We start from the raw sequence: 21,572 nt of genomic DNA, 5'->3' as shown, positions 1-21,572 counted from the left end.
CCGACGCGTCCGGGGGTGGGAGGGCGAGACGTCAGGGGTGCTGGGTCAGATAGCCGCCCATGGCGGTGAAGTACTCGGTCGCCGTCAGTTCGCGTCCGTCCTCGGTCCGTACTCGGGTGATGGCCAGGCCGTGGTTGCGGCCCGTGCGGGCGTCGGCCCCGGCGACGATCACCACGCCGTCGCCCTCGCGGTAGAAGATCCGGCCGGGCGTACCGCCGTAGCGGCCCTCGGAGACCACGGCCGCGAGGACCTCCAGGCGCTTGCCCCTGTGGAAGGTGAAGGCGCTCGGGTACGGTTCGGACTGGGCGCGGACCAGGCGTTCGAGGTCCTCGGCCGGCCAGTTCCAGTCGATGCGGATGTCGTCCTCGGCCCGCTTGTGGAAGAAGCTGGCCTGGGAGCGGTCCTGCTGGGTGAACTCCGTTTGCCCCGAGGCGATGAGGTCGAGCGCGCCGATGGTGACCGGGGCGATCAGGTCGACGGTCTTGTGGAAGAGGTCGGTGGCCGTGTCCTTGGGGCCGACCGGGACCGCCTCCTGGCGGACGATGTCACCGGCGTCGAGTTCGTCGTTCATCATGTGCGCGGTGACGCCCACCTCGGACTCGCCGTTGATCAGGGCCCAGATCAGCGGGGAGAAGCCGGCGTACTTCGGCAGCAGTGAGTCATGGACGTTCAGGGTGCCGTGGCGCGGCAGGCCGAAGATGCGCGGGGGAATCCAGGTGCGCCAGTTGTTCGCCACGATGATGTCCGGGTCGGCCTCCTTGAGGCGCTCGAACAGCTCGTCGTCATCGGGTCGGTTGCGGATCACCACCGGGACACCGTGCTCCTCGGCGAGGTCGGCGACCGAGTCGCTCCAGATCTTCTCGTAGGCGTGCTCGCTCTTGGGGTGGGTCACCACGAGGACCACATCGTGTTCGGAGTCCAGGAGGGCTTGGAGGGTGCGGTGCCCCCAGGTCTGGTAGCCGAACATGACGACCCGCATGGGGACCTCCTTGAGGCAGGGACTGACCCGGGTCAGTAAAGCAAGGCTTACCTTAGTTTTCAATGGGCCCGCCATGCGCCCCAGTTGATGACCGCCGATGCCCGGTTGCCCGTTTCGCCCTATCGACAGTTTCACAGGATTAGCTTAGGCTCACCTAAGTTTGAGTGCGTCGTTCTGTCGGCGTGCCCACTCTTCGCACATTCCCCACATCTGACAGGCGTCAGCCCCGCACGATGGGAGTGACATGTCACAGGTTCTTCCTGATGACTCTTCACCGGTCCACGACCTCATAGGGATTGGCTTCGGGCCGTCCAATGTGGCCATGGCGATCGCACTCGGCGAGCACAACGCGCGTGCCGGCCGGCAGGAGGCGATCAACGCTCACTTCTTCGAGCAGCAGCCGCGCTTCGGGTGGCACCGAGGCATGCTGATCGACGACGCGACCATGCAAGTCTCCTTTCTCAAGGACCTGGTGACGCTCCGGAACCCGGCCAGCGAGTTCAGCTTCCTCTGCTACCTCAAGAGCAAGGGCCGGCTGATCGACTTCATCAACCACAAGAACCTCTTCCCGCTGCGGGTAGAGTTCCACGACTACTTCGAGTGGGCCGCGGCCCAGGTCGAGGACATGGTCTCCTACGGCCATGAGGTCGTCGGCGTCGCGCCCGTCGTCCGTGACGGGGTGGTCGACCACCTGGAAGTGACGGTCCGTTCGGGGGAGGGGCTGGGCGTGCACCGGGCCCGCAACCTCGTCATCGGGACCGGGCTGCGCCCGCTGATGCCGGAGGGCGTGGAGCGCGGCGAGCGGGTCTGGCACAACTCCGAACTGCTGGCGAAGGTCGAGGGGTTGGACGGCACCTCGCCCTCCCGGTTCGTCGTCGTGGGCGCAGGACAGAGCGCCGCCGAGAACGTCGCCTATCTGCACCGGCGCTTCCCCGAGGCCGAGGTCTGCGCGGTCTTCTCCCGTTACGGCTACAGCCCCGCCGACGACAGCAGCTTCGCCAACCGCATCTTCGACCCCGGCGCGGTCGACGAGTACTTCGAGGCGCCCGAGGCCGTCAAACGCCGGCTGATGGACTACCACGGCAACACCAACTACTCCGTGGTGGACATCGATCTGATCGACGACCTGTACCGGCAGATGTACCGGGAGAAGGTCCTCGGCACCGAGCGGCTGCGCTTCCTCAATGTGTCGCGGCTCTCCGAGGTCAAGGAGACCCCGGCCTCGGTCCGTGCCACCGTGACCTCCCTCGTCACCGGCGAGGAGTCCTTCCTCGACGCGGACGTGGTGGTCTTCGCCACCGGCTACAGTCCGGCCGACCCCCTTGGTCTCCTCGGCGAGGTCGCCGACCGCTGTCTGCGGGACGACGAGGGCCGGGTCCGCGTCGAACGCGACTATCGCATCGCGACCGACCCCGCACTGCGCTGCGGCATCTATCTGCAGGGCGGCACCGAGCACACGCACGGCATCACGTCGTCCCTGCTCTCCAACACCGCCATCAGGGTCGGCGAGATCCTGGACTCGCTCCTCGCCCGCGACCCGAAGTCGACCTTCGGAGAGAAGCCGGCCGTCGACGAGGCCCGGACGACGGGCAGCGGCGCCCGCTAGTCCACCGGTCTGCGGCTCGCGCCGCCAGGCCGTCGGCCAGGCAACCTGTCGTGTGATCAAAGGGATAACGTACGTCGACATGGGCACGACTGCAGTGGAGCGCCCCGCGCCCAGGGGCTCAACGAGGGCCCGTCGCCGGCGGGTTGTGGGCTTGGGCATGCTCGCGGTGATCCTCGTGATCGCGGCGATGGTGTCATTGGCCGTGGGAGCGCGTGCGTTGAGCCCGGCCGAGGTGTGGCACGGGATGTTCGCGGCGCCGGACTCCGACCAACGGCTCACCGAGATCAGGCTCATCGTGGAGACCGTCAGGGTGCCCCGGACGGTCCTCGCGATCGTGGCCGGGATCGCCCTCGGCATCGGCGGTGCGCTGATCCAGGGGTACACCCGCAACCCCATCGCCGACACGGGCCTGTTGGGCGTGAACTCCGGGGCGTCGTTCGCGGTGGTGACGGCGATCGCCGTGTTCGGGTTCTCCAACCCGTTCCAGTACGTCTGGTTCGCGTTCCTGGGCGCGGCGGTCGCCGGTGTCGTGGTGTTCGGGCTGTCCAGCATCGGGCGCGGCGCCGGCAATCCGCTGACACTCGCCCTGGCCGGTCAGGGCGTCACGGTGTTCCTCGCCGCGATGACCACGGCGGTCTCGCTGTCGGACAACGCGGCGCTGAACGTGCTGCGGTTCTGGAACTCCGGCTCGCTGGTCGGGGTCGGATTCGATGTCATCTGGCCGGTGACCGTGTTCATCGGGGCCGGCCTGGTACTGGCGTTGATCACGCTGCCCGCCCTCAACCTGCTCAACCTGGGCGACGACGTGGCCCGCGCGCTCGGTGTGAACATCGCGCTGAGCCGGACCGTCGGCATCGCCTCGATCACCCTGCTGGCCGGCGCGGCCACGGCGGCGTGCGGCCCCATCGCCTTCCTCGGACTGATGGTGGCCCATGTCGCCCGGTATCTGACCGGCCCGGACTACCGCTGGCTGGTGCCGTACGCCGGTCTGCTCGGTGCCGTCGTCCTGCTGGTCTGCGACATCGTGGGCCGACTGGTGGTGCGTCCGGGCGAGTTGGACGCCGGTGTCGTCGTCTCCCTCCTCGGCGCCCCCTTCTTCGCGGTGCTGGTGTGGCGCGGAAAGTTCAAGAACGCATGAACGGGGGGGATGTGAAGGCGAGCGGGACGGACGTGACGGCGAGCGGGGCGGATACGAGCGGGACCGATATGAAGGCGAGCGGGGCGGACGTAACAGCGGATGGGACGGACACGAGCGGGTCGGATCGGCAGCCGTCGGCGACACCGGGCGTACGGCTCGGCCCGGTGTCGTTCGTGTGGCGGCCCTGGATGGTGGGCGTCACGCTGCTGCTGGCGGCGGTGACCTTCCTGCTGTTCTGTCTGTCCATCGCGGTCGGGGACTTCCCCATCGGTCTGCCCCAGGTCGTCGCCACGATCCTGGGCCGGGGCGAGCAGGTCGACGAGTTCGTGATCATGGACCTGCGGATGCCGAGGGCGCTGGCCGGAGCCGTCGTCGGCGTCGCGCTCGGAGTCTCCGGCGCGCTCACCCAGTCCATCGCGCGCAATCCGCTGGCCAGCCCGGACGTTCTGGGCATCACCAGCGGAGCGAGCACGGTCGCGGTGTTCCTGGTGACGGTGTCGGGCGGGGCCGCGGCCGCGATCACCGACTCCGTGGGGCTCTCCGCGGCGGCGCTCCTGGGCGGACTCGGTACGGGCCTGCTGGTGTACTTCCTGGCGTGGCGGCGCGGTATCGACGGCTTCCGGCTCATCCTCATCGGTATCTCGGTGAGCGCCGTGATGGAGGCGATCACGACCTGGCTGCTCGCCAAGGCCGACATCAGGGATGTGGCCCAGGCACAGGCGTGGCTGGTCGGCTCGCTCGACAACCGGTCGTGGGAGCAGGTCACGGTGGCACTGTGGGGCACGCTCGCCCTGCTGGTCGTCGTGGCCGGAACCGCCTTCCAGTTCAAGCCGATGCACCTCGGTGACGAGGTCGCCGCCGGCCTGGGCGTGCGCCACGGGGCGGTACGGGCGGTGCTGCTGCTGTGCGCCGTGCTGCTGGCCGGTGCGGCGGTGAGCGCGGCGGGCCCGGTGCCGTTCGTCGCGCTGGTGGCACCGCAGGTGGCGATGCGTCTGACGAGGTTCCCGACACCGCCGTTGGTCGCCTCCGGAGTGGTGGGCGCGCTGCTGCTGCTCGGCTCGGACCTGGTCGCGCGCACGGTGCTCACGACCGGTCTCCCGGTCGGTGTGGTGACCGCCGCGATCGGCGGGCCCTTCCTCGTGTACTTGCTGGTGCGCGCCAACCGCCGTCAGCTGTAAGAAGTTCGGCAAGCCTGCGTCAAGCCTGAATGAGGGGGCCTTGTGGTCGCTCAGTCCACCACCGGGAGCGCCGGGAGCACCGGGAGCACCGGGGCCGAGTCCATGGTCGGTGCTGATGTCGATGTCGCTGTCGATGACGCCGCACGGCTGTCGGCCCGGGGCATCACGGTCGGGTACGGCACCCGTACCGTCATCGAGGATCTCGACGTCACCATTCCGCCGGGGGTGGTCACCACGATCATCGGCCCCAACGGCTGTGGGAAGTCGACCCTGTTGCGCACCCTGTCCCGGCTGCTGAAGCCGACCAGGGGAAGTGTCGTGCTGGACGGCGAGGACATCGCCAGGCTCAGAACGAGGGACGTGGCGAAGAAACTCGGTCTGCTGCCGCAGTCGCCGGTGGCGCCCGAGGGGCTGACGGTGTCCGATCTGGTGGCGCGTGGACGTCATCCGCACCAGAGCTGGCTGCGCCAGTGGTCCTCGGACGACGCCGATGTCGTCGGGCGGGCGCTCGCCATGACCGGGGTGTCCGATCTGGCCGACCGCCCGGTCGACGCGCTCTCCGGCGGCCAGCGCCAACGCGTGTGGATCTCCATGACATTGGCTCAGGGCACCGACCTGCTGCTCCTCGACGAGCCGACCACGTTCCTGGACCTGGCGCACGCCATCGACGTACTGGACCTGGTGGACGATCTGCATGAGTCGGGGTGCACCGTCGTGATGGTTCTGCACGATCTCAATCTCGCCACGCGGTACAGCGACAACCTCATCGTGATGAAGGACGGGTCGATCCTGATGCAGGGTCACCCGCGTGACGTGATCACCGCCGAACTGCTGCACGAGGCGTTCGGACTGCGGGCCAAGGTGATCGACGATCCGGTCGGGGACCGGCCGCTGATCGTGCCGATGGGCCGCGCTCACGTCCAACTCGGCTAGATATCCATATAGTTACATAAGTAAGGCTAGGCTAACCTCACCCCGAAACGGTAAGGTTTGCCTGCCCTTAGACGGGGGTGGCAGTGGACAGCGCGACAGCAAGGGGAACTCGGATGCTCATCCACAGAACGACGCGGACGACGCGCGGGAAGTCCCGGCGTCGACTGGCGGCGGCACTCTCCGCCGCGACACTCGGCGTCGGCCTTCTCGCCGGATGCGGCGGTTCCGACTCGTCCGACTCGACGGACAAGGCGAGCGACAGCGGCTCGGCCTCGGCGTCGGGTGCGTTCCCGGTCACCGTGGAGCACTTCTTCGGCTCCACCGAGGTCACCAAGGCCCCCGAGCGGGTCGTCACCGTTGGCTACACCGACGACCAGACCGTCCTGGCCTTCGGCGTCAAGCCGGTCGGCATGACCGACCAGTACCCGAACCCGGAGGGCCAGAGCCCCGACATCAACACCCAGTGGCCCTGGACGAAGGACAAGTGGGGCGACAGCAAGCCCGAGGTCATCATGAAGAACGGTGACTCCGGCCCCAACTTCGAGAAGATCGCCTCCCTGCGCCCGGACCTGATCATCGCGGTCTACTCCGAGGTCGACCAGGCCGCCTACGACAAGCTCTCCAAGATCGCCCCCACCGTCGCCCGCACCAAGGCCGAGAAGGAGCCCTTCAGCGCGCCCTGGCAGGACAACGCGCTGCAGATCGCCAAGGCCCTCGGCAAGGCCGACGAGGGCCAGAAGATGGTCGACGACATCCAGGGCCAACTCGACACCGCCAAGAGCGACCACCCCGAACTCGCCGACCAGACCGCCGTCGCGCTGTCCTGGTACGAGAACTCCGTGGCCCCCTTCACCTCCACCGACGTACGCGGCCGACTGGTGTCGGGCATCGGCTACAAGTACCAGACCGAGATCGACAAGATCGCCGACGGCAGCTTCTACACCAAGCTGTCCCCCGAGCGCATCGACCTCGTCGACGTCGACCACATCTTCGTCATCAACGACAAGGCCGACACGGACGCCCTGAAGAAGTTCGAACTCTTCGCCAACCTCGACGCCGTGAAGAAGGGCAACGTGTCGTATCTGCTGGACAGCGAGGGCCCGGCGGTCGGCGCGGCCATCTCCCAGGGCACCCTGCTCTCCATGCCGTACGCCATCGACGAACTCGTCAAGTCGGTCGAGTAGGTGGTGAGCGCCACCGACACGCGCGCCGTCGCCCCGGCGACCCTGCGCACGGCGACCGGACGCGAGGCCACCCGCTGGGTCTCGGCCCACTGCCGCGAGGTGCCCTGGCTGACGGCCGCCACCGTCCTCACCACCGTGGCCGGGGCCGCGCTCCAGGTCCTCCCGGTGCTGCTGCTCGGCCAGGTGGTCGACGGGGTCGTCGGGGGCGAGGACCGCTCGGTCCTGGTCACGATCGGGGTGCTGATGGGGGCCGCCGCACTGTTCGGCGCGGCGGCCACCGCGGTGTCGACCTACCTCATCGGCCGCCTCGGCGCCGATCTCCTCGCCCGGCTCCGCGAAGGCGCCGTCCGCGCGGTGCTGGGCATGCCGAGCGCACGCATCGAACAGGTCGGCAGGGGAGACGTACTGTCCCGCGTCGGCGACGACGTCGCCGTCATCTCCAAGGGCATCCGTACGGCCATCCCCACCGTGTTCTCGGCCGGAGTGCTGGTCGTCATCGCCACGGCCGGCATGTTCGGCCTGGACTGGCGGCTCGGCCTGGCGGGCGCCGGCGCGCTCCCCGCGTACGCGCTGGCCCTGCGCTGGTACCTCCCGCGCTCCGCCCCGCTCTACCAGAAGCAGCGCGTGGCGCAGGCCGATCGTGCGCAGGCGTTCATCAGCGGTCTGAACGGTATCGACACCGTCCGCGCCTACCGGCTTGAGGAGTCCTTCCGCGAGAAGGTCACCGAGGAGTCGTGGCGGGTGCGGAACCTCGGGATCGAGGTGTTCCGCTTCTTCGGCCGGTTCGTCGGCCGGGAGAACCGCGCCGAGTTCATCGGACTGGTCCTCATCATCGTGGTCGGATACGCCCTGTTGGAGGCCGACGCCGCCACACTGGGCGAGGTCTCCGCCGCACCCCTGCTGTTCCACCGGCTGTTCACTCCCCTGGGCAACATCATGTTCACCTTCGACGAGGCACAGAAGTCGGGCGCCAGCCTGACCCGGCTGGTCGGGGTACTCGGGGAGCGCGCCGAGGAACGGCTCGTCGGGGATGTGGACGTGGCACCGGCCGGCGAGGGCTCGTACGGGGTGATCGTGGAGGGGCTGACGTTCAGCTATCCCGACACCGACGAACCCGTGCTGAAGGACGTCGACCTGACCATTCCCGCCGGGGGTTCGCTCGCCCTGGTGGGGGCGACCGGGGCGGGCAAGACGACCCTGGCCGCGCTGATCGCGGGTATCGGCACCCCGCGGTCCGGATCGGTGCGCATCGGGTCGACCGATCTCGCCGGGCTGGACGAGGCCGGGGCGCGGGCCCTGGTGAGCATCCTGACGCAGGAGACCCATGTGTTCTCCGGCCCGCTCGCCGAGGACCTGCGGCTGGCCGCGCCGGAGGCGACCGACGCCGAACTGATGGCCGCGCTGCGCACGGTCGGCGCCGATGGCTGGGTGGAGGCCCTGCCCGAGGGGCTGAACACCCCCGTCGGTGAGGGCGGTGAACGCCTGGACGTCACCAAGGTCGCCCAGATCGCCCTGGCCCGGCTGGTGCTCGGCCGGACGCCCGTGGTGGTCCTCGACGAGTCCACCGCCGAGGCCGGCAGCGAGGGCGCCGCCGAACTGGAGCGGGCCGTACTGGCCGCGTGCGAGGGCCGGACGACGCTGTTCGTGGCGCATCGGCTGACCCAGGCGATGGCGGCCGACCGCATCGCCGTGCTGGACGCCGGACGTGTCGTGGAGCAGGGGACGCACGAGGAACTGGTGGCGCTGGGGGGCCGCTACGCCCGACTGTGGCGGGCCTGGCGAGAAGGCGGCCGGTAACCCTCCTCGGGTGACCCTGATGCAGGTGAGAGCTGACTTTCGTGTCTTGGAAGGGATGCTGGGGCTTCGATGATGGAACCGCGCGCTCGACTCGTACTGCTTTCTCCCAAGCGTCTGGCCGACGTTCGACGGCGCGCGGGGGACTATTCCGACCGGACCATCGCCGAAGCGTGCGCCATCGGGCTGTCCCACTGGGCCGAGGGCCCGAGCCCCGACGGCCTCGACCTCACCCCCGCGACCCTCTTCGCCGATGTCCTCGCCTGGGTCGACAACGGCGGTAGCGGGGGCGGCGGTTGCGAACCGGCGGAAGACGGCTGGCGCATCCTCGTCCCGGCCGGCGTGGAACCGGCGGCGGCCCAGTCCGCGCTGGACGACCTGGCCGACTTCCCCGACCGCCCCCTCGGCACCATCGGCCCCTCCAGCACGGAGGCCAGGCTGGCGGCGCTGGCCCGGTGGAACGACAACGAGGCCCCGCGGCTCCGCCCCACCATCGTCGAGATGTTTCGGGAGCAGGCGCGGAACCGACCGGACGCCGTCGCGATCGTCGATGAGCGAACCTCGCTGACGTATCGTCAAGTGGCCGAGTTGTCAGCCCAGTTGGCGCATCACCTGCTCGAACGCGGGCTCGGTCACGAACAGGTCGTCGGTATCTCCCTCGGCCGCTCCGCCGAGATGGTCGTCGGACTCCTCGGTGTGCTCCAGGCCGGATGCGCCTTCGTGCCCCTAGACCCGCAGTGGCCCGCCGCCCGCAGGGCCGTCGTCATCGAGGACGCCGGGGTCGTCCTGCAGCTCAACGACTCCGGCACCCACGACCCGAGCGAACCGGACGCCGTGGCCGTCGACCTCGACGACTGGAAGTTCGGCTCGTATCCCGTGGAGGCGACCGGGATCACCGTCCACGGCACCGCCCTCGCCTATGTGATCTTCACCTCCGGCTCCACCGGGCGCCCCAAGGGCGCGATGATCCGTCACGAGGCCATCAGCGAACGCCTGTTGTGGCAGGTCAATGAGATCCTCGGCTTCGGCCACGACGACGCCTCCCTGTTCAAGGCGCCCCTGTCCTTCGACATCTCCATCAACGAGATCTTCCTGCCGCTGGTCTCCGGCGGCCGACTGGTCGTCCTGCGCCCCGGCGGCGAACGCGACCCCCACCATCTGCTGAGCGTGATCGCCGGACAACGCGTCACCTTCACCTACCTGGTGTCGTCCATGCTGGACGTCCTGCTGGAGATCGCCGGCGACTCCGGGAAGCTGGACAGCCTGCGGCACGTCTGGTGCGGCGGCGAGGTCCTCACCCCCGAGCTGTACGAACGGTTCCGCACCAGGCTCGACATCCCCATGTACCACGGCTACGGCCCCGCCGAGACGACCATCGGCGTCTCCCACGTCATCTACCGGGGCGCCGCCGAACGCCTGTCGACCTCGATAGGCAAGGCCAACCCCAACACCCAGCTCTACGTCCTGGACGACGAACTCCGCCCGGTCCCCGTCGGAGTCGGCGGCGAACTGTACGTCGGCGGCTTCCTGCTGGGCCGAGGCTATGTGGGAGCGCCCGGCCTCACCGCCTGCCGCTTCGTCGCCAACCCCTTCGCGAGCGACGGCTCCCGGCTCTACCGCACCGGTGACCTCGCCCGGTTCGCCCCGGACGGCTCGCTGGACTTCCTCGGCCGCGCCGACAACCAGATCAAGATCCGCGGGATGCGGCTGGAGATCGAGGACGTCGAGGTCGGCCTCGCCGAACACCCCGGCGTACGGCACACCTGTGTCGTCGCCCGGAAGAACACGGCGGGCGGCACCTACCTCGTGGGCTACGTCATCCCGGCCACCGGCAGCGAGGACCTGAGGGCGGACGACGTCAAGGCCTGGGCCACCGAGCACATGGTCGAGTACATGGTGCCCGCCCACATCGTCGTCATGACCGAGTTCCCGCTGACCGCGAACGGCAAGCTGGACCGCAACGCCCTGCCGGAGCCCGCGATCGGCACCGGCGCCTTCATCCGGCCCACCACCGACGAAGAACGCGCGGTGTGCACGGCGGTCGCGGCCCTGCTGCAACTGGACGAGGTCGGCGTCGACCAGGACTTCTTCCAACTCGGCGGCGACAGCATCCTGGCCATCTCCCTGCTGAGCGCACTCCGCGAGGCCGGCCTCTACGTCACCGCACGGCAGATCTTCACCCACAGCGTCCTCGGCGCCCTGGCGGCCGTGGCGAGCCGTGAGGACAACACCACCGCCGACCACGCCGACGCCGCCACCGGCACCGTCGTCGGCTCGCCCATCGTGCAGTGGCTCGGCGAGACCACCGACGCCATCGACGGCTTCGTCCAGTCCGTCGTGCTCAACACCCCGGCGGAGCTGACCGCCCACACCCTCGACGCGATCCTCACCGCCGTGCTCCGGCACCACCCCATGCTGCGCGCCAGGCTCGTACGCGGCGACCGCTGGAGCTTCGACATCCCGGACGCGGACGAGGTGGTCGCCGGGTGGCAGGAGAGCGACGGTCCGCTCGACGAGTGTGTCGCCCTCGGCACCGAGGCCCTGGACCCGACGGCGGGCGCGATGCTGCGTGCCGTCTGGCGCCGCGAGGCGCGGCAACTGGTCCTGGTCGCCCACCATGTGGTGATCGACGGAGTGTCCTGGCGGGTCCTGATGGAGGACCTGGCCACCGCCTGGCGGCAGCACACCTCGGGCGAACCGATCGAACTCCCGCCGACGGGCACCTCGTTCCGGCGCTGGACCCAACTGCTGGAACGCGCCGCGTTCGACGCCGACAGCACCTACTACCGGCGTCCCCTGCCGGGGCCGGACCAGCCGGTGGGCAGGCGGCCCCTGTCGGAGGCCGACACCGTCTCCCGGGAACGGCTGCGGACCGTCTCCGTCGGCCCCGAGGTGACGGCCGCGCTGCTGGGCGAGATACCCGCCAAGTTTCACGCCGGCGTCAACGACGTCCTGCTGACCGCGCTCTCCGTCGCCCTCGCCCGATGGCGCCGCGACCTCGGCCAGGACCAGACGTTCGCACACATCGAACTCGAAGGCCACGGCCGTGAACCGCACTTCGTGGCGGGCCCGGCCGGCTTCGAACCGGAGCTGTCGCGAACCGTGGGCTGGTTCACCACCCTGTTCCCGGTGACCGTCGACCCCGGCACGGCCGCCGACCTCACCGCCCCCGAGTATCTGACGGCCGCGCTCAAGGCGGTCAAGGAAGACCTCGCCCGGGTGCCCGACAACGGCGTCTCCTACGGCGCCCTGCGCCACCTCGCCCGCGCCGAGTTCGACGCGCCCGCACCCCAGGTCCTCTTCAACTACCTCGGCCGCTTCGACGCGGGCGCCGCCGGAGCATGGCAACTCGCCCACACCACCGGCCAGTTGGGCGAGAAGCGCGACCCGAGGATGCGGCTGCCGCGCCCCCTGGAGTTCAACGCGATCGCCGAACCCGCCGCGAGCGGCGGGTACGAGCTGGTCACCACCATCTCCTGGCCCGACGGCATGTTCACCGACGAGGACATCACCACCCTCGGCGACCACTTCCGCACGGCCCTCGCCGGACTGGCCGCACTCGACCAGGGCGGCCACTCACCCAGCGACTTCCCGCTCGTCCCCCTCACCCAGTCCGACGTCGACGCCCTCGACGGCCCGACCCTGCGGGACATCCTGCCGCTGACCCCGCTCCAGGAGGGCCTGTACTTCCACTCCGTCTTCGACGACGACTCCGCCGGCGCCTACGTCGAACAGCAACTCCTCACCCTGGACGGCGAGGTGGACGCCGACCGGCTCGCGGCGGCGGCCACCCGACTCCTCACGCTCTACCCGAACCTGGCCGCACGCTTCACAGCCCTCGCCGACGGCCGCGTGGTCTCCGTCCTGGAGAGCGGCACGGAGGCACCCTTCACCACCCTGGACCGCCCCGGCATCACCGACGACGAGATACGCGACCTCGCCGAGCGCGACCGCCGCGCGGGCTTCGACCTGGCCACCGGCCCCCTGATGCGCTACACCCTCGTCCGCGCGGGCTCCGGCCGTACGGTGCTGGTGCAGACCGTGCACCACATCATCGCCGACGGCTGGTCCGTGCCGCCGATGCTCCGCGCCCTGCTCGCCGAGTACCACGCGCCGGGGACCGTGTACACGCTGGGCGGCTTCCCCGACTACGTGGGCTGGCTCGCCGGACGCGACGAGGACGAGAGCGACCGGGTGTGGGGTGCCGAACTCGCCGAGCTGCCGGGACCGTCGCTGGTCGCCGAGGGGCACACCCCCTCCGACCGCTTCGCGGACATCGCCGTGGCACCCGAGGACGACATCGACACGGCCGTCCGCCAGGCCGGGGTCCCGCTGAGCGTCGCCGTGCACAGCGCCTGGGCGATCACCCTCGGCGGCATCCTCCACGGCAGGGACGTCGTGTTCGGCTCCACGGTCTCCGGGCGGGACGCGGAGGTGCCCGGCATCGAGGACATGGTGGGCCTGTTCATCAACACCATTCCCGTACGCGCCCGTTGGAACGACGGCACCACGGCACGCGAACTGCTCGCCTCGGTGCGCGAACACCAGAGTGCGGTGCTGCCCCACCAGCATGTCTCGCTGGCGAGGATCGGCCGCCAGGCCGGCGCCGGTTCCCTGTTCGACACGCTCGTGGTGTTCGACGTGGCGACCGACGTGGCCGCGCTGCGACGCCCCGACGACACCCTGGTCATCACCGACCTCGTCAACGAGGGCGCCCCGCACTACCCGTTGACGCTCGTCGTCGAACGCGCCCTCGACGGCAGCCCCCGCTTCAACCTCATCCACGACGGCGAACTGCTCCGGGAAACGACCGCCCGGACCGTCCTGCGCACCTTCACCGAGACCCTCACGGGCCTCCTCACCCGCCCGGACGCCCTGGTCGACGACCTGGCACCCGAGGGCGCCCGCAGCCCCGCGACCATCATGCCGAGGACCCTGGGCGCCCTCTTCGACGCCGCCGCCCGCCGCGACCCGAACGCCATCGCCGTCACCCAGTGCGGCCTCGACAGCGCCACCCGGTCGCTGACGTACGGCGAACTCGCCGCCGCGAAGGACGAGTTGGCGTCGACCCTGCGCGCGGCCGGTGTCGCTCCGGGCAAGCGGGTCGCCGTCGCCGTCCCGCGCTCCGTCGAACAGGTCGTCGCCCTGGTCGCGATCGTCACGGCGGGCGGCGCGTACGTACCGCTGGACCTCGCGTATCCGGATGAGCGACTGGAGTACATCCTCGCCGACGCCGCCCCGCAGGTCGTCCTCGTGGAGCGCGAGCAGCGGGACCGCTTCACCGGGCTGCTGGCCCGCGCGGGTGTGGCGGCCCGGGTACTGGTGCAGGGGGAGGAACCGCCGCTGGGGGGCGAACTTCCGCTGGGGGAGGAGCTGTCGGCGGTCGGCACCGGGCCTCGGCGCGAGGCGGTCTGGCGCGACCCGGCGTACGTGATCTACACCTCCGGCTCGACCGGCCGTCCCAAGGGCGTCGTCGTCCCGCACGCCGGCGTGGTGACGCTTCTCGCCAACACCCAACCCGACATGGGCTTCGGCCCGCACGACGTCTGGGCGCAGTTCCACTCCTTCTCCTTCGACTTCGCGGTCTGGGAGCTGTGGGGCGCGCTGGCCTACGGCGGTGAACTGCTGGTGCCGGAGTACGGGCTGACCCGCTCCCCGGTCGACTTCCACCGGCTGGTCCGCGAGCGCGGGGTGACCGTGCTCAACCAGACCCCCTCCGCCTTCTACCAGTTCATCGAGGCCGACCGGCACTCCGGTGAACCGCTGCCCGCACTCCGCCGGATCGTCTTCGGCGGCGAGGCACTGGACCTCGGACGGCTGCGCGGCTGGGTCGAACGGCACGGCACGGGCTCGCCCGAACTCGTCAACATGTACGGCATCACCGAGACCACCGTCCATGTCACCCACCGCGTGCTCACCGACGAGGACTTCGCGCTCGGCGACGACATCAGCCCCATCGGCGGCCCGATCCCGGGCCTGACCACCTACCTCCTCGACGACCGGCTCCGCCCGGTGCCGCCGGGCAAGGAGGGCGCCATCTACGTTGCCGGCGACCAGGTGTCCCTCGGCTACCTCGGCCGACCGGGCCTCACGGCGGGCCGCTTCGTGGCGAACCCCTTCGCGAACGACGGCTCTCGCATGTACCACACCGGCGACCTCGCCCGCCGCACCCTCGACGGCGAGCTGGAGTTCACCGGCCGCGCCGACGACCAGGTCCAACTCAAGGGATTCCGGATCGAGTTGGGGGAAATCGAGGCCGCGATCCGGGAACTCGACGGCGTGGTCGATGCCGCTGTCACCGTGGCGGACACCGGGGACCATCTCGTCGCGCACGTGGTGGGCCGGGTGCCCGCGGACCTCACCGAACGCCTCTCCGCGAAGCTGCCCGTGCACATGGTGCCGGGGCGGGTGTTGCCGGTCGACGCCCTGCCCCTCACGGTCAACGGCAAGCTCGACCGCAAGGCGCTCGTCGAACGGGCGGCGCGGGCGGAGACCACCGACACCTCGGCGGCCGCGCACGGCGGAAGCCCCGCCTCGGCCCCGGGCGACTCAGCTCTCGCGGCCCTGGTCGACATCTTCGCCGACACACTGCCCGGCCCCGAAGTGGACGGCGACACCGACTTCTTCCGGGCCGGTGGCGACAGCATCGTCGCCATCACCGTCATCAACCGGGCCAGGGCACTCGGCCTGTCGATCGCGCCCCGCGACGTGTTCCTGTTCCGCACACCCCGTGCACTCGCCGAACACCTCGCCACGACCCCACCCCAGACCGCGCCGACCACATCCGCACCGGCCCGCCGCCACGAGGACGGCCCCCTACCGCCGACCCCGATCATCCTGCGCCAGCGCGAACTGGGCGGATCGCTCAGCCGATTCGCTCAGGCCCGAACCCTCACGGTCCCCGAGGGCACCTCCTTCACCGACGTCGAACGCGCCGCGCACGCCGTCGTGACCGCCCACCCGGCCCTCCGGCTGCGGCTGACCGTCGAGCACGGCGTGTGGACCCTGCGTACCGAAGCGGCGCGCGAGATCACCGTCGTACGCCCCGACGGCACCGACCCCACGGCGGTGGCGAACGAGGCCGCCGGACGGCTCGACCCCGAGGCCGGGAACGTCATCGCGTTCGCTTGGCTGGAGGTGAGCCGGACCCTGGTCGTCACCGTGCACCATCTCGCCGTGGACTCGGTGTCCTGGCTGATCCTGCTGGACGACCTCGCCGCGGCCCTGCGCGGGGAGAGCCTCGCGGCGCCGACCACGTCGTACGCCGAGTACGCCGAAGCCCTGACGCTCCGGTCGACCGAATCCCCCGACGACCTCGGCCACTGGATCACCACACTGCAGGCCCCCCAACTCCTGCCTGCCGTCGGGCAGTTGCGCGAGACCACGGTCGTCCTCGCCCCCGAAGCGACCGACCACGTCACCCGCACCGCCCCCGCCGCCCTCGGCGTCGGACTCACCGAACTGCTCTGCGGCGCCCTGCGCACCGCCCTGACCGCCGTCCAGCCCTCGCCCACCGACCTCGCCATCGAACTGGAACGACACGGCCGGGTCCCGGCCCTCGACCACCACGACTACACCCATACGGTCGGCTGGTTCACCTCCATCGCACCCGTACGGCTCACCGCGCACACCGACCCGGTGGCGGCGGCCCGCGAGGTCGCCGAACGCCAGCCGGACGAGGCCGCGCATGTCGCGTACGGCCGCCTCAGGTACCTCAACCCGCAGACGGCCCCGCTGCTCGCGGCCCGCCGCCCCCAGGTGCTGTTCAACTACCTCGGCCGGGGCAGCGAGTCCCAGGCCCTGCACCTCACCGGCGGCGACCAGGGCAGCCCGTACGCCGTCGAGGTCAACGCGTGGCTGGACGAGGCGACGGGGAGCCTGCACGCTGAGTTCGCCCTCGCCGAGGGCGTCCCCGACGGGATCACCGGGCACTGGCTCGGCGCGCTGGAGCAGATCGCGGAGGCCGCCGGGACGGCCGAGCGCACGGCACCGGTCACCCCGCTCCAGCGAGGCCTGTTCTTCCAGGCCCAGATGGCGGGCTCGGCCGGACACTACGTCGCGCAGAGCTGGTTCACCTTCGACCGGCGGCTGGACACCGACGCGCTGGCAGAGGCGATGGCGTACGTCATCGGACGGCACCCGGTCGTCGGCGCGGGCTTCACCACCGACGGCGACGGGAACCCCGTCCAGGTGCTCAGGGCGGGGCGGCGCGTCGATGTCCGTACCGTCGTGCTGTCCACGGAGGCGGAGGTCGACGAACTGCGCGCCCGGGACCGCGACACCGGCTTCGACCCGGGGCAGCCGCCGCTGATCCGGCTGACCGTGGTGCGGCTGCCCGACGGCCGCGACGGGCTCCTGTTCAGCTACCATCTGCTGCTGTGGGACGGCTGGTCCCGCGAGATCGTGCTGCGTGACCTCTTCGACGCCTATGAGGCCGCCCTCGCCGGTGAGTCGACCGCCCCGGTCCCGGCCACGCCCAGCTTCGAGGAGCACGCCCGGGCACTCGACGCCAAGGACCCGGCCGTATCGGAACGTTTCTGGGCGGAGCACCTGGCCGGGCTCCCCGGCCCGACGCTGCTCGCCGGTCCGGCACCGGTCCTCACCGACGACCTGCCGCGCGCCCTCGTCCAATCGGTCTCCGCCGAACTGTCGGAACTGCTGCGGGAAGCCGCCAGGGTGCACGGCGTCACACTGAACTCCGTACTGACCGGTGCCTTCGGTCTCCTGCTCGGCGCGCACACCGGCCGCGCGGACGCCGTGTTCGGTGTGACCGTCTCCGGCCGCGACGGCGAGGGGCTGTCCGACATCGTCGGCGTGCTCCTGAACACCGTGCCCATGTGGACCCGGGCACGGCCGGACGACACCGTCCGCGACTATCTGACGGCCGTGCAGACGGCCCGGGTCCAGGCCATGGAGCATGAGCACCTGGGGCTCGGCGAGATCCAGCGCGCCAGCGGCCACGACACCCTCTTCGACAACCTGTTCGTGCTCCAGAACTTCCTGGACATGGACGCGTTCGCCGCGATGAACACCCGGCACGGCATCACCTCGGTGAAGGCCGACGACTCCACCCACTATCCGTTCACCTGGGTCGTCACCCCCGGCGACCGGCTCACGGTCAAGCTGGAGTACCGCGACGAGGACGGCGACAACGCCCGCCGTCTCCTCGACGACTACCTGAGCGTGCTGGAGGACCTGGCGCGGGCGACCGGACCGGTCGGCGCACTGCGGGGGCTGGGCCCGGCACCGGTGCCCGGCGAGCGTACGGAGGTCGGCACGGACACCGTCGTCGACCGGTTCGACCAGGCCGCCGACCGTGCCCCGGAGCGGATCGCGCTCGTCGCCGACGGCGCGACCATGACCTTCGCCGGGCTGAGGGACCGCAGCCGGGCCGTGGCGGGTGTGCTCGCCGGACGCGGTATCGGCCCCGAGACCACCGTGGGGCTCGCGATCCCGCGCTCGCTGGACTCGATCGTGGCGCTGTTCGCCGTACTGAGGGTGGGCGCGGCGTACGTACCGCTGGAGCTGGACCACCCGGACGAACGGATCGCCGCGATCGTCGAGGACGCCCGCCCGGATGTGATCCTCACCGTGAGCGCTGTGCAGCCGAGGCTGACAGGATTGACCAGTGAACTGATCGAGTTGGATAGTCCGCTGCCCGAGGCCGAGCCGTTCGTGACGTTCACGCCGGACGACCCGGACCGGCTGCGGCACCCCGCGTACACGATCTACACCTCCGGTTCGACCGGGAAGCCCAAGGGTGTGGTGACCGAGTACGCCGGGCTCACCAACATGCTGATCAACCATCAGCGCCGGATCTTCGAACCGGTGCTGGCCGAACACGGCCACCGGATCTTCCGGATCGCGCACACCGTGTCGTTCGCGTTCGACATGTCGTGGGAGGAGCTGCTGTGGCTCGCCGACGGGCATGAAGTGCACATCTGCGACGAGGAGTTGCGGCGCGACGCGCCCCGGCTGGTCGAGTACTGCCTGGAGCACGGCATCGACGTCATCAATGTGACGCCGACCTACGCCCAGCAGCTGGTCGCCGAGGGCCTGCTCGACGACCCGGACCGGCGGCCCCCGCTGGTGCTGCTCGGCGGTGAGGCCGTCACCCCGACGCTGTGGCAGCGGCTCGCCGAGACCGAGGGCACCGTCGGCTACAACCTGTACGGGCCCACCGAGTACACCATCAACACCCTCGGCGTCGGCACCTTCGAGTGCGCGGACCCGGTGGTGGGCGTCGCCATCGACAACACCGACGTCTACGTCCTCGATCCGTGGCTGAGGCCGCTGCCGGACGGGGTTCCCGGCGAGCTGTATGTGTCGGGCATCGGCATCGCGCGCGGCTATCTCGGGCAGCCCGCCCAGACCGCGCACCGGTTCGTGGCCTGCCCCTTCGGTGAGCCCGGCGAGCGGATGTACCGCACCGGGGACCTGGTGGTGCGTCGGCCCGACGGCAATCTCATGTATCTGGGCCGCACCGACCAGCAGGTCAAGATCCGGGGGCACCGGGTCGAACTCGGCGAGGTCGAGGCCGTGTTCGCCGCTCATCCGGCCGTACGGTTCGTCGCCGCCGTCGCCCAGCCCGACCCACAGGTCGACGGCGCGTACCGGCTGGCCGCCTATCTGGTGCTGGACGACGGGGCCGAGTTGGCGACGGTCGCCGCCGAAGTGGGCGCCGGGCTGCCGGACTTCCTGCGGCCCACCCACTACGCCCAGGTCGACAGCATCCCGCTGACGGTGAACGGGAAGGCTGACACCAAGGCGCTCCCGGAGGCCAAGCCGCTGGGCGCGCTGACCACCGTGGGGGAGCGCGGCCCGCAGACGGAGACCGAGACCGTGGTGTGCGAGTTCTTCGCCGAGGCACTGGACCTGGACGACGACGAGGTGAGCGCGGTGAGCGACTTCGTGTCCCTCGGGGGACACTCCATGCTGGCGGTCCGGCTGAACGGGCTGCTCCGCCGAGAGTACGGTCCCGTGATCACCATCCGTGATCTGTTCACCCTGCGCACCCCGGAAGCGATTGCCCGCCACCTCGATGAAAACTCCTGACACCAAGCGCCCCCGCCCGGGGGCCGACATCCTGCGGACCGCCCTGCGGCGCAACCTCGGCGCGATGATCGGGGGCACCGTCCTCATGGGCCTTTACCAGGCCGGTGAGACCGCGTTCCCCATCGCGCTCGGCCTGATCGTCGAGCACGCGCTGCGGGACCGGAGCCCCGGCTCGCTGGCCCTGTCGATCGCCGCGCTCGCCGTGATCATCACGACCGTGTCGCTGTCGTGGCGGTTCGGGATGCGGGTCCTGCAGAAGGCCAACACGACCGAGGCGCACCGCTGGCGGGTGAAGGTCGCCGCCTGCGGTCTCCAACCCGTGGCCAGGGACGTCGACCTGAAATCCGGCGAGGTGCTGACCATCGCCACCGAGGACGCCGACCAGACCGCCGACATCATCGAGGTCGTGCCCCTGCTGATCAGCTCGACGGTCGCGGTGGCCGTCGCGGCCGTCGCGCTGGGCCTCGCCGACCTCCGTCTCGGCCTGCTGGTCATCGTGGGCACCGTCGCGATCCTGTCGATCCTGAGCGTGCTGTCCAAGCGGATCGGCGCCAGCACCCAGGAACAGCAGGCCCGGGTCGCGCGGGCCGGCGCCAAGGTCGCCGACCTGATCATCGGCCTGCGCCCGCTGCACGGCTTCGGCGGCAACCACCAGGCGTTCCACTCCTACCGGAAGGTCAGCACCGAGGCCAAGCACCAGGCGATCACCGTCGCCAAGGTCAACGGCGTGTACGCGGGCGCCGCGCTCGCCCTCAACGCGGTCCTCGCCGCCGCCGTGACCCTGCTCGCCGGCTGGCTGGCCTTCAACGGCCAGATCACCATCGGGGAATTGGTGATGGCCGTAGGACTGGCCCAGTTCATCATCGAACCGCTGAAACTCTTCTCGGAGATGCCGAAGTACGTGATGATCGCGCGAGCCTCGGCCGAACGGATGGCCCTGGTGCTGTCCGCACCCCCGGTCACGACCCCGGGCACCGAACACCCGTCCACGGGCGGCGACCTGGAGATCGACTGCGTCCGCCACGGCACCCTGCGCAAGCTGAAGTTCCAGGTGACCGCAGGGGAGTTCGTGGCGATCGCCGCCTACCAGCCGCGCGCGGCGGCCGACCTGGCAGCCGTCCTGGCCGCCAACGTGCCGCCCGACACGTACGAGGGAAGCGTGCGCGTCGGCGGGCGGGAGTTCGCCGATCTGTCGATCGAGGCGCTGCGCGAGTATCTGCTCGTCAACCCGTACGACGGGGAGATCTTCGCGGGCACCCTCCGCACCAACATCGACCCGTCGGGCACCAGCCGTACGGTCCCCGAGGCCGTCGAGGCGTCCATGCTGACGGATGTCGTCGCCCTGCACCGCGACGGCCTCGACTACGGCGTACGCGACCGGGGCGCCAACCTCTCCGGGGGCCAGCGCCAACGCCTCTCCCTGGCCCGCGCCCTGGCCGCCGACACCGAGGTGCTCGTCCTCCACGACCCGACGACCGCCGTCGACGCGGTCACCGAACAGCTCATCGCCCGCAATGTGGCGAAGCTCCGCCGGGGCCGCACCACCGTCGTCATCACCAGCAGCCCCGCCCTGCTGGACGCCGCCGACCGTGTCCTCGTCCTCGACGACGGGGTCATCACCGCCGAGGACACCCACCGCAATCTGCTGGCGACGGACGAGGGGTACTGCGCGGCGGTGGCCCGCTGATCCGTCGGGTGCGACTCG

9 protein-coding genes are annotated in these 21,572 nt (G+C 70.5%); 8 read left to right on the top strand and 1 reads right to left on the bottom strand.

All coding sequences use genetic code 11. The annotated features are described in order from the left end of the window. Positions 1 to 31 precede the first annotated feature (31 nt). Positions 32 to 979, bottom strand: coding sequence for a methionyl-tRNA formyltransferase (locus ACWD4G_RS21140; RefSeq protein WP_451295567.1), 948 nt, complete (start codon positions 977 to 979; stop codon positions 32 to 34). 244 nt (positions 980 to 1,223) lie between these two features. Here ACWD4G_RS21140 and ACWD4G_RS21135 point away from each other — a divergent pair, with 244 nt between their 5' ends. From ACWD4G_RS21135 to ACWD4G_RS21100, 8 genes are all read left to right on the top strand, one after another. After that, a complete protein-coding gene (locus ACWD4G_RS21135; RefSeq protein WP_451295566.1) occupies positions 1,224 to 2,585 on the top strand; it encodes a lysine N(6)-hydroxylase/L-ornithine N(5)-oxygenase family protein in 1,362 nt (453 codons plus the stop codon). Positions 2,586 to 2,664: 79 nt separating this feature from the next. Next, positions 2,665 to 3,723, top strand: a complete 1,059-nt coding sequence (locus ACWD4G_RS21130; RefSeq protein ID WP_451295564.1) for a FecCD family ABC transporter permease — start codon at positions 2,665 to 2,667, stop codon at positions 3,721 to 3,723. 68 nt (positions 3,724 to 3,791) lie between these two features. Then, entirely contained in the window at positions 3,792 to 4,901 is a 1,110-nt protein-coding gene (locus tag ACWD4G_RS21125) for a FecCD family ABC transporter permease (RefSeq protein ID WP_451295814.1), read from the top strand. Between the two features lie 102 nt (positions 4,902 to 5,003). Continuing rightward, a complete protein-coding gene (locus tag ACWD4G_RS21120; RefSeq protein WP_451295812.1) occupies positions 5,004 to 5,834 on the top strand; it encodes an ABC transporter ATP-binding protein in 831 nt (276 codons plus the stop codon). 113 nt (positions 5,835 to 5,947) lie between these two features. Further along, positions 5,948 to 7,018 carry an iron-siderophore ABC transporter substrate-binding protein gene (locus tag ACWD4G_RS21115; RefSeq protein ID WP_451295562.1) on the top strand — a complete coding sequence of 357 codons (1,071 nt, stop codon included), beginning with the start codon at positions 5,948 to 5,950 and terminating at the stop codon, positions 7,016 to 7,018. A gap of 3 nt (positions 7,019 to 7,021) precedes the next feature. Further along, on the top strand, positions 7,022 to 8,815 hold the full coding sequence (locus tag ACWD4G_RS21110; RefSeq protein ID WP_451295560.1) for an ABC transporter ATP-binding protein: 1,794 nt from the start codon (positions 7,022 to 7,024) through the stop codon (positions 8,813 to 8,815). Between the two features lie 69 nt (positions 8,816 to 8,884). Beyond that, positions 8,885 to 19,867, top strand: coding sequence for an amino acid adenylation domain-containing protein (locus ACWD4G_RS21105; RefSeq protein WP_451295558.1), 10,983 nt, complete (start codon positions 8,885 to 8,887; stop codon positions 19,865 to 19,867). Further along, on the top strand, positions 19,854 to 21,554 hold the full coding sequence (locus tag ACWD4G_RS21100; RefSeq protein WP_451295556.1) for an ABC transporter ATP-binding protein: 1,701 nt from the start codon (positions 19,854 to 19,856) through the stop codon (positions 21,552 to 21,554). Before ACWD4G_RS21105 ends, ACWD4G_RS21100 begins: the two co-directional genes overlap by 14 nt. Positions 21,555 to 21,572: the final 18 nt, after the last annotated feature.

It is taken from the genome of Streptomyces sp. NPDC002643, from assembly GCF_053592555.1.
Note: the sequence above shows the minus strand (reverse complement) of the source record. Positions and strands in the feature narration are given on the sequence as shown.

Excerpts from the sequence above, each read along its gene's own strand:
- ACWD4G_RS21115 (WP_451295562.1), top strand. The coding sequence starts at position 5,948 with ATGCTCATCCACAGAACGACGCGGACGACGCGCGGGAAGTCCCGGCGT.
- ACWD4G_RS21130 (WP_451295564.1), top strand. The coding sequence starts at position 2,665 with ATGGGCACGACTGCAGTGGAGCGCCCCGCGCCCAGGGGCTCAACGAGG.
- ACWD4G_RS21100 (WP_451295556.1), top strand. The coding sequence starts at position 19,854 with ATGAAAACTCCTGACACCAAGCGCCCCCGCCCGGGGGCCGACATCCTG.
- ACWD4G_RS21125 (WP_451295814.1), top strand. The coding sequence starts at position 3,792 with ATGAAGGCGAGCGGGGCGGACGTAACAGCGGATGGGACGGACACGAGC.
- ACWD4G_RS21140 (WP_451295567.1), bottom strand. The coding sequence starts at position 979 with ATGCGGGTCGTCATGTTCGGCTACCAGACCTGGGGGCACCGCACCCTC.
- ACWD4G_RS21105 (WP_451295558.1), top strand. The coding sequence starts at position 8,885 with ATGATGGAACCGCGCGCTCGACTCGTACTGCTTTCTCCCAAGCGTCTG.
- ACWD4G_RS21135 (WP_451295566.1), top strand. The coding sequence starts at position 1,224 with ATGTCACAGGTTCTTCCTGATGACTCTTCACCGGTCCACGACCTCATA.
- ACWD4G_RS21120 (WP_451295812.1), top strand. The coding sequence starts at position 5,004 with ATGGTCGGTGCTGATGTCGATGTCGCTGTCGATGACGCCGCACGGCTG.